This window comes from Stenotrophomonas sp. YJH_SMC_48-3 (assembly GCF_059369375.1).
Map to the genome: position 1 here is coordinate 243327 of NZ_JCAFSQ010000006.1, position 9252 is coordinate 252578.

Genomic DNA, 9252 nt, shown 5'->3' on the forward strand with positions numbered 1-9252 from the left:
CATCTGCGGTCACACTTCGCGCGCGGCTCCGTCATGGGACACAATCCCAGCAGGAGAGCTGCCGCCATGACGACGTTCGCCGCATCGATCGACCAGACCCTGGAACGCGAACTGCCCGCCGCCGCAAGCGGTTGCCAGCACGCCTACGGGCGCATCGTGCTGGCCTGCCAGAACACGGTCACCGCCATCGCGCTGGCCATCACCCGCGACCGCCAAGCCAGCGAGGACATCGCCCAGGAGGCCTTCGTCAAGGGCTGGCAGCAGCTGCACCAGCTGCGCAGTTCGACCAGCTTCCTGCCGTGGCTGCGGCAGATCACCCGCAACCTGGCCCGCGACTGGCTGCGCGCCCAGCGCGGGCGCCCGCTGACTGGCGAGGCGGCCGAGGTGGCGATGGGCATGGCCGCCGACCCCGCCCCGGGTGCTGCCGACCGCCTGCAGCGGGTGGAAGAGGAGATCGCCGCCGAGGAGATCATCTCTGCCCTGCCCGCAGACAGCCGCGAAGTGCTGCTGCTGTACTACCGCGAGGGCCAGCGCTCGCAACAGGTGGCCGACCTGCTCGGGCTCAGCGACGCTGCGGTGCGCAAGCGCCTGTCGCGCGCCCGCGCGCTGGTGCGCGACGGCCTGCTGCAGCGCTTCGGTGAGTTCGCGCGTAGCAGCGCACCCAGTGCCGCGTTCGCTACGGCGGTGGTTTCGATGGTACTGGTGGCCGCGCCCGGCACCGCCAGTGCCGCAATCCTGCTCGGCACCGGTGTCGGCATCGGTGGCAGCAAGCTCAGCCTCGGTGGCGCCAGTGCCGCCGGCGGTACCGCGATGGGCTCGCTGACCGCCGCACTGGGGCAACTGCACATGATGCCGGCTGAAAGCTGGGGAGCGGTCATCGGTGGCGTGGTCGGCGGCACGGTCGGCAGCTACTTCGGTGGACGCTTCCTGATGTCGTACACCCGCAGCGAGGCCGAGCGCGCCGACGTCCGCCGTTTCCTCTATCTCAACATCGGCACCTGCATGCTCTGGTGCCTGACGATCCTGATGGCAGTGCTGCTGCAGGCGCCGCTCTGGGCCGTCCTGCTGGTGCAGGTCGCGGGCCTGGCCGTAGTCAACTACCAGTGCCTGGTACCGCTGCAGCGGCTGATGGCGCCGATGATCGCGCGTGACTCGCTGCAGCGCGGGCTCACCGGAACCAACTGGAAGTACGAGGCCATGTACGGCCGCACCGGCATCATCGCCATGAACCTGATGGTCATCGCGCTTGTGCTGTATTCGCTGGTGCGGAGCGGCCGGCTGTAACGGACAACGCCGGCGATGCGCCGGCGTTGTCGTCAATCACAGCATTGAAACTCAGCGCTGCGGCTTCGGCGCGCTGCCATCACGCGGGCCACCGTGGCGCGGGCCGCCGTGCATCGGACCCTTGGCCGCGTCGAACTCGGCCTTGCTCAGCTGGCCGTCCTTGTTGGTGTCGGCGGCGGCAAACCAGGCATCACGATGCTGCTTCATGCGCAGCTCGCGGTCGGCCTTGTCCAGGTAGCCATCCTTGTTCAGATCAAGCTGATCAAAACGCGCGGCCAGGCGCGGATCGGCCTTGGCTTCCTCGCGGCTGAGGCGGCCGTCCTTGTTGACGTCCAGCGTGGCCCAGCGCTCACCGCCATGGCCGCGGCGGCCATGCTGCCAGCGCGGCAGTTCGTCGCGCGAGAGCTTGCCGTCCTTGTTCTTGTCCAGCTCGTCGAATTTCGCAGCCAGGTGCGGGTTGGCGGCCGCCTCGCTGCGGTCGATGACGCCGTCACCGTTGGTGTCCAGCTTGGCCGGGCGCGGTGCCGGCGTGGCCGGGGTGTCGGCGGCCAGCGCGATTCCGGAAGCAGAGGTGCCCAGCAGCAGGGCCAGCAGCAGGGGGGTACGGATCATGAGGTCACTCCTGGGGATGGGAACAGCGTCGGGGTGATCACTTCACCCTCGAAGGACAACAACGCTCGGACGCGACATCGGTTGACGCCGCTGCCGGTTCCGTTCATCCGGCGGACAGTCGCCGCCACTGCGACGGGCTGGGGCTATGCTGTGTCCATGGCGATCCATGGCGACAGAGACGACGAACTGCGACTTTTCCAGACCGGCGAGCACCCCTGCGGGTACTGGTCGGACCGGGTGGCACGCGACCTGGTGCTGGACCCGAACGACCGCCGCCTCGGTGCGCTCTATCCGCTGGCACTGAGCTGGGGCTTCCGCCGCAGCGGCGACCTGGTCTACCGGCCGCATTGCGCGCACTGCCAGGCCTGCGTGGCGGTGCGCATCCCGGTGGCGCGCTTCGCTCCGGACCGCAGCCAGCGCCGCTGCGCCGCCCGCAATGCCGACCTGGAGGTGCGGATCACCGCCGCCACCGCCCGCGACGACCTGTTCGCGCTGTATCACCGCTACCTCACCCACCGCCACGCCAATGGCGGCATGGACGACCACGGCCCGCACGAATTCGAGCAGTTCCTGATCGGCAGCTGGTCGCACACCCGCTTCATGGAGATGCGCCTGCCCGGCCACGACGGCCAGCCCAGCCAGCTGCTGGGGGTGGCAGTGACCGACGTCACCGAGCATGGCCTGTCGGCGGTCTACACCTTCTTCGACCCGGACCACGCCGCACGCGGGCTGGGTACCTTCGCGATCCTGCAGCAGATCGAGTGGGCGCGCCGCGAGGGGCTGCCCCACGTGTACCTGGGCTACTGGATCCGCGGGCACCAGAAGATGGATTACAAGCGCCGCTTCCATCCGTTGGAAGCCTACGATGGCCGCCGCTGGCACGATTTCGACAATGATCTGGACGGGCGCTGACAAACCGCTGACACCGGGCCGGGTGCACAATACGGCCCATGAACATGACCCGCCGCCATCCCCTGATCCTCGCCCTGGCCCTGCTCTGCGGCGCCACCGCCCCCGCCTTCGCCACGTCCCCCGCGATGACCGAAAAGCCGTCCGCTGCGCTGCGCCTGGCGACCTACAACACGTCGCTGTACTCCGATGACGCCGGTGGCCTCATCAAGGAACTGGAAGGCGACAGCGAGCACGCACGCAAGATCGCCGCGGTGCTGCAGCAGGTGCGCCCGGATCTGGTGCTGCTGAACGAATTCGATTTCGACGACGCCCATCGCGCCGCCGACCTGTTCCAGAAGCGCTATCTGGAAGTCGCCCAGCCCGGTGGCGGCAACCCGCTGCATTTCGCCTATCGCTACCTGGCCCCGGTCAACACCGGCGTGCCCAGCGGCCTGGACCTGGACAACAACGGCGTGGTCGGCGGCGAAGGCCGCAGCCGTGGCAATGACGCGTGGGGCTACGGCCTGCACCCCGGCCAGTACGGCATGCTGGTGCTGTCGCGCTACCCGATCGACGAAGCCAAGGTGCGCAGCTTCCAGCTGCTGAAGTGGAGCGCGATGCCCGGCGCGATCCGTCCGGTCGATCCGCGCACCGGCAAGAGCTTCTACAACGACCACGTGTGGTCGCAGCTGCGCCTGTCCTCGAAGTCGCATTGGGACGTGCCGGTGAAGACCCCGGGCGGCGTGGTCCACGCGCTGGTCTCGCACCCGACCCCGCCGGTGTTCGACGGCCCGGAAAAGCGCAACGCCGCGCGCAACCACGACGAACTGCGCCTGTGGCAGGAATACCTGTCCAAGGGCGACAAGTCGTGGCTGTGCGACGACAAGGGCCAGTGCGGCGGCCTGGCCCAGGACGCGCGCTTCGTGATCCTTGGCGACCTCAACAACGACCCGGTCGATGGCGATGGCCGCCATGAAGCAATCGTCGAGCTGATCGAGAACGCCCGCGTGCTGCGCTACCCCACCCCGCGCAGCGTCGGCGGCGAGCAGACCAGCCTGGCCTATGCGGCCAAGGGCATCGAGCGCAAGGGCGCACCGTTCCACGCCACCGGCGACTTCGGCCCGAAGTCCGGCACCATGCGCCTGGACTACGTGCTGCCCTCGACCGGTTTCGAGTACGTAGGCAGCGGCATCTTCTGGCCAGCCAATGAAAGCCCGGAAGCGAAGATCGCCGATGGCAGCGACCACCACCTGGTGTGGGTGGACGTGAAGCAGTAACCGGAATGGCCGATTGCTGAAGATGTTGTAGAGCCGAGCCCATGCTCGGCTACTGCAACCAACCAAGCTTAGTAGCTCTGCCAGTCAATCTGAGCGTCAGCCCCGAGATACCGGTCCTGCCAAGCCTGCTCCCGGCCCAGGGAATCGATGAACTCATCCTCGGAAAGCTGCTCATATCCGAGCTCGATTTCCATCTTGTTCTCTGGATCCAGATGAAACGTCAAACTCGTCCAGAGTGCATGGTGCCATTGCGCAAAGAGCTGATGCATCTCCAGAAGCGCTGCTTCCGCATCATCTGGAATTTCTAGATAGCCGTATGAGCCTGACGGCTTGCGGTAGAACGCCCAACCCGACCAGACATTCTTGATGATCTCGAAGTTCAGCCAGATCCCGCATTGGTCGGTAGGCACGGCATCAATCAGTGATTGGCCAATTCGGTGATACAAGGCAGATAGCGCTGATGTAAGCCGCTCGTCCAAGCCTTCTCCTGAGATGTCTTTGGCATTCATCCGTCAGAAGATAAAACACGCAGGATTTTGAAGCTCAACCAGATGTCGCTTTCAGCTCGCAATTGCGGCCTAGCGCTCTACGTCTTTGCAGCAAACCCTCTAACGGCAGCATCTGGCACTCAATAGCCCCAGCAGGCCGTCGCGCATGACTGAAGATGTGAATCCATTGTCGGGCTGAAAGCGTCACATGGAAAAGCAGCCGAGCGTGGGCTCGGCTCTACAGAAGACTCACACAGTTCATGGCAAGCCGGCGGGTGCGGCCTGGCGCTACCGCACAGAAATCTGTACCGACCAACGGTCGGTACCTACCGGGATGCGGCCGCCGGGCATGGCCCGGCGCTATCGGTTTACGGGCGCAGTTCGACGCCGATGGCGTCGGCGGCGTCACGCGCGATGGCGCGTGCTTCGTCGATGGTTTCCGCGCGCGCCAGGGTCACGCCCACGCGGCGATGACCGTGCACGCTCGGCTTGCCGAACAGGCGCACGGCGGTGTCAGGCACCTGCAATGCAGCGGCGACGTTGTTGAAGTACGGCACGCCCTCGCCGTGTGCCAACAGCGCGCACGACGCCGACGGGCCGCTCTGGCGGATCACCGGGATCGGCAGGCCGAGGATGGCGCGCGCATGCAGCGCGAACTCGCTCAGCTCCTGCGATACCAGCGTCACCAGGCCGGTGTCGTGCGGGCGCGGCGACACTTCGCTGAACCACACCTCATCACCCTTCACGAACAGCTCGACACCGAACAGGCCCCAGCCGCCGAGGTCGTCGGTGATCGCACGCGAGATCTCTTCGGCACGCGCCAGCGCCGCGCTCGACATCGGCTGCGGCTGCCAGCTTTCGCGGTAGTCCCCGTCCTTCTGCAGATGGCCGATCGGCGCGCAGAACGAGGTGCCACCGGCATGGCGCACGGTCAGCAGGGTGATCTCGTAATCGAAATCGATGAAACCTTCGACAATGCAGCGGCCGGCACCGGCACGGCCACCGGTCTGCGCGTAGTCCCAGGCCGGGGCGATGTCCGCCTCGCTGCGCAGGGTGCTCTGGCCCTTGCCCGAGGACGACATCACCGGCTTGACCACGCACGGCAGGCCGATGGCGGCCACGGCAGCACGGTACTCGGCCTCGGTATCGACGAAGCGGTACGGCGAGGTCGGCAGGCCCAGGGTTTCGGCGGCGAGGCGGCGAATGCCTTCGCGGTCCATGGTCAGGCGTGCAGCACGCGCGGTCGGGATCACCCGCAGGCCCTGCTCCTGTTCCAGCTGGACCAGGGTCTCGGTGTGGATGGCCTCGATCTCCGGCACCACTAGGTGCGGCTGCTCCTCGGCGATCAGAGCGCGCAGCGCCATCGCATCGAGCATGTCGATCACGTGCGAGCGGTGCGCAACCTGCATGGCCGGCGCATCGGCGTAGCGATCGGCGGCGATCACCTCCACGCCCAGCCGCTGCAGCTCGATGGCCACCTCCTTGCCGAGTTCGCCCGAGCCCAGCAGCAGCACGCGGGTGGCGGAGGGGGACAACGGAGTTCCAAGCTTGGCCATGGCGGTTCCAGCAGCAATGTGAAGGCGGAAGGGCATTCTAGCTGGCCGCGCCCTCTGGCCATGCCATCCGACGAACGGTAGCCTGTAAGTGATATCACTTTGATATCTTATGTTCGAACCCTCAAGGACGTACCGCCATGAAAGAGAAGTCGCTGTCTTCGCTCAACGGCCTCGGCACGCTGGCCGTCGCCCTGCTCGTCGCCCTCGCTGGCGCCGCCCTGTTCGTACTGGGTGTGGCCGCCAAGGCCAGCGTCGGCTCGCCCAACCTGCTGCTGATGCTGCTGGGGGCGTTGCTGGTAGTCCTGGGCGTGTTCACGCTGGCCGGCCTGTACACCATCCAGCCCAACCAGGCGGCGGTGCTGAGCCTGTTCGGCAAGTACGTGGGCACGGTGAAGGACAACGGCCTGCGCTGGAACAACCCTTTCTATGCCAAGCGCCGGGTCAGCCAGCGCGTGCGCAACTTCGAGAGCGGCAAGCTGAAGGTCAACGAGCTGGACGGCAGCCCGATCGAGATCGCCGCGGTGATTGTCTGGCAGGTGGTCGATGCCTCCGAGGCCGTCTACAACGTGGACGACTACGAGAGCTTCGTGCACATCCAGTCCGAATCGGCACTGCGGGCGATGGCCACCAGCTATCCCTACGACCAGCACGAGGATGGACAGCTGGCCCTGCGCAGCCACGCCAGCGAGATCTCCCAGCACCTGAAGAACGAGCTGGCCGAGCGCCTGGCCGATGCCGGTGTACAGGTGATCGACGCGCGCATCAGCCACCTGGCCTACGCCGCCGAAATCGCCCAGGCGATGCTGCAACGCCAGCAGGCCAACGCGGTGATCGCCGCGCGCACACGTATTGTTGCTGGTGCGGTGGGCATGGTCGAGATGGCCTTGGCCGAACTGCAGAAGAACGGCGTGGTGCAGCTGGACGAGGAACGCAAGGCGCACATGGTCAGCAACCTGCTCATCGTGCTGTGCTCGGACCGCGGCACCCAGCCGATCGTCAATGCCGGCTCGCTGTATTGAGCCACACTCGCAACGGGGTGCCCCACCGCCCCGCCAGGAGCCCCCATGAGTGAGAAGAAAGCCTACCCGCTGCGCATCAATGCCGACGTCCTGGCTGCTGCGCAGCGCTGGGCTGATGACGAACTGCGCAGCCTCAACGCGCAGATCGAATACGTGCTGCGCGACGCCCTGCGCAAGGCGGGACGCCTGCCGAAACCCGCGCCATCGTCGGAGGACAAGGAATGAGCAAGCGTTGGAGCTACCAGACCATCGAGGTCAAGACGTCCATGATGGGCCTGCTCAAGGCCGAGGACATCCAGGCCGAACTCAGCCGCCAGGGCCAACTGGGCTGGGAACTGGTCAACATCATCATCCCGGCGCCGATGCGCCCGGCGATGCTGGTGTTCAAGAAGGAGGCCTGACGCATGGGCGGCAGCGACCCGAAGACGTTTGAAGTGGCCGAGAGCTCGCCGTTGCGCGTGCTCTGGATCGTGCTTCCGCTGCTGGCTGCCTTCGTGGCGTGCGTGTACGCACAGCTGTACAAGGCGCCGGCCAGTGCCCCTTGGATCGAAGTAGCGCTGTCGCCGCCCTGGTTCCGGATGGGTGGCAGTGCCGCCTGGAGTCTGCTGGTGATCGCGGTACTCGGCATCGGGTTGGGCGCAGCATTCTTCCGTCGCCGGGTGGAACTGGACGACAACGTGCTGGATGTGCGCTCGACGATGTACCGCCGCCGCGTCCCGGTGGCGCAGCTGCGGCTGGACCAGGCCGAGGTGGTCGACCTGCAGCGTGACCGCCGCTATGGCATCCGTGTCAAAACCAATGGCTATTCAGTGCCAGGCTTCTATTCCGGCCACTTCCGCCTGCACGGGGGCGGCAAGGGCTTCGCTCTGGTCACCGATCGTGCGCGTGTCCTCGCCCTGCCGGTCAGTGACGGCAGCACGCTGCTGCTCAGCGTGGACCGGCCGCAGGCGCTGCTCGATGCGCTGCACAAAGTGGCCGCGTCGGCGCCACGGCAGTAAGCTGCTGAGATGCAACGACGCGCCCCCCTGCTGATCAACACCGAGGCCATCGAGCTGTGGCCCGCGCACCTGCTGCGTGCACGCAGCAACCTGGATGCACGCCTGCTGTCGCAGGCACACTGGGTGCTGCGGCGCAAGCGCGATGGCCGCTACCTCGCGGCGGTACTGGCGCGCGGGGTTCATGCCATGGTGCCGCGCCTGGCACGCGAGCCAGGGGTGGAGGACGCATTGGCGCTGCTGGATGCAGCAGCGGCGCGTCCGTTCGGCGCCGTGCTGGAGGATCAGTGGTTGCCACTGGCAGGCCTGCAGCAGCGCCTGCAGCAGCTTGGCCTGGATGCACAGCGCTATGCCGGCGACAGCGGGCTGCCGCTCGAACCCGAACCCTGCCTGCTGCACTTCGCCGGCCGCGACCGCTTCGCCCGCCCGTTGTGGCTGCACTGTGCCGCCGCGCAGGGCTGGCGGCGGATGCGACTGCACGCGGCACAGGATGGAATTGCGCTGGACGCCATCTCCGGCTTCCGCAGCCATGCCTACCAGTTGGGCATCTTCGAGCGGAAGCTGGCGCGCGGCTTGAGCGTGGCAGAGATCCTGAAGGTCAATGCCGCCCCGGGTTTCAGCGAACACCACAGCGGCTACGCGCTGGACATCGGCACACCTGGCGATGCGCCGGCCGAAGAATCGTTCGAAGCCACCGACGCGTTCGCCTGGCTGCAGGTGCATGCCGGCGGGCATGGCTTCCATCTGAGTTACCCACGCGACAACCCGCACGGCATCGTCTACGAACCCTGGCACTGGTGCTGGAGACCGGCCAACGGCTGAGCCCCTCGTGGCGAAAGCCTGGAGCGGTCAGCGCATGGCCGCGGGATGGAACAAGACAGCAAAGACAAAAGCCGGTCGCTTCGCTCGAAGCCGAGCATGGCTTGTATGTTCCTCCCGGCTCCTACGCGGTATGTAGGAGCCAGGGTGGAGGGACCGTCAACATGATATCTGCGGATAGCAGCCGACAGACGAGCCGAGCGATCCCCATCCCGCACCTTAACGTCGATAAAGGATCTAGCGGCCTTTGAGGACCGCCGATGTAGGCAAGCCAACGTGGTGCGGTACCACCCCAGCCCCTCAACAATAGC

Annotated in this window: 11 protein-coding genes; 8 read left to right on the top strand and 3 right to left on the bottom strand. The window is 66.5% G+C overall.

The window, feature by feature from the left end:
• The first annotated feature begins 66 nt into the window (after positions 1 to 66).
• Positions 67 to 1284 (top strand): RNA polymerase sigma factor, encoded by a 1218-nt coding sequence (locus tag AC5P65_RS12105; RefSeq protein ID WP_019659303.1) that lies wholly within the window; start codon positions 67 to 69, stop codon positions 1282 to 1284.
• Between the two features lie 51 nt (positions 1285 to 1335).
• Here AC5P65_RS12105 and AC5P65_RS12110 read toward each other — a convergent pair whose 3' ends face one another.
• The gene (locus tag AC5P65_RS12110) at positions 1336 to 1896 is read right to left on the bottom strand and encodes an EF-hand domain-containing protein (protein ID WP_021203117.1); all 561 of its coding nucleotides are present in this window, start codon (positions 1894 to 1896) and stop codon (positions 1336 to 1338) included.
• Between the two features lie 156 nt (positions 1897 to 2052).
• On the opposite strand from AC5P65_RS12110, the gene AC5P65_RS12115 reads away from it, so the two are divergent.
• The gene (locus AC5P65_RS12115; RefSeq protein ID WP_005408547.1) at positions 2053 to 2808 is read left to right on the top strand and encodes an arginyltransferase; all 756 of its coding nucleotides are present in this window, start codon (positions 2053 to 2055) and stop codon (positions 2806 to 2808) included.
• 38 nt (positions 2809 to 2846) lie between these two features.
• Positions 2847 to 4064 carry an endonuclease/exonuclease/phosphatase family protein gene (locus AC5P65_RS12120; RefSeq protein WP_031270030.1) on the top strand — a complete coding sequence of 406 codons (1218 nt, stop codon included), beginning with the start codon at positions 2847 to 2849 and terminating at the stop codon, positions 4062 to 4064.
• A gap of 68 nt (positions 4065 to 4132) precedes the next feature.
• On the opposite strand, the gene AC5P65_RS12125 is transcribed toward AC5P65_RS12120, so the two are convergent.
• Together AC5P65_RS12125 and purT are read right to left on the bottom strand one after the other, a co-directional pair.
• The gene (locus AC5P65_RS12125) at positions 4133 to 4543 is read right to left on the bottom strand and encodes an immunity protein YezG family protein (RefSeq protein WP_021203114.1); all 411 of its coding nucleotides are present in this window, start codon (positions 4541 to 4543) and stop codon (positions 4133 to 4135) included.
• A 377-nt stretch (positions 4544 to 4920) separates the two neighbouring features.
• Positions 4921 to 6108, bottom strand: coding sequence for a formate-dependent phosphoribosylglycinamide formyltransferase (gene purT / locus AC5P65_RS12130; RefSeq protein ID WP_111099020.1), 1188 nt, complete (start codon positions 6106 to 6108; stop codon positions 4921 to 4923).
• 137 nt (positions 6109 to 6245) lie between these two features.
• Between purT and AC5P65_RS12135 the strand changes: the two genes are divergently transcribed.
• Genes AC5P65_RS12135 through AC5P65_RS12155 form a run of 5 tightly spaced genes read left to right on the top strand, consistent with a single transcriptional unit; the run spans position 6246 to position 8944 of the window.
• Positions 6246 to 7127: an SPFH domain-containing protein gene (locus tag AC5P65_RS12135; protein ID WP_111099021.1), complete on the top strand. Its 882-nt coding sequence runs from the start codon at positions 6246 to 6248 to the stop codon at positions 7125 to 7127.
• A 45-nt stretch (positions 7128 to 7172) separates the two neighbouring features.
• Entirely contained in the window at positions 7173 to 7352 is a 180-nt protein-coding gene (locus AC5P65_RS12140) for a type II toxin-antitoxin system antitoxin (protein ID WP_019659309.1), read from the top strand.
• Positions 7349 to 7528 carry a DUF4177 domain-containing protein gene (locus AC5P65_RS12145; RefSeq protein ID WP_019659310.1) on the top strand — a complete coding sequence of 60 codons (180 nt, stop codon included), beginning with the start codon at positions 7349 to 7351 and terminating at the stop codon, positions 7526 to 7528. Before AC5P65_RS12140 ends, AC5P65_RS12145 begins: the two co-directional genes overlap by 4 nt.
• A gap of 3 nt (positions 7529 to 7531) precedes the next feature.
• Positions 7532 to 8125: a PH domain-containing protein gene (locus AC5P65_RS12150; protein ID WP_019659311.1), complete on the top strand. Its 594-nt coding sequence runs from the start codon at positions 7532 to 7534 to the stop codon at positions 8123 to 8125.
• A gap of 9 nt (positions 8126 to 8134) precedes the next feature.
• The gene (locus tag AC5P65_RS12155; protein ID WP_111099022.1) at positions 8135 to 8944 is read left to right on the top strand and encodes a M15 family metallopeptidase; all 810 of its coding nucleotides are present in this window, start codon (positions 8135 to 8137) and stop codon (positions 8942 to 8944) included.
• Positions 8945 to 9252 lie beyond the last annotated feature (308 nt).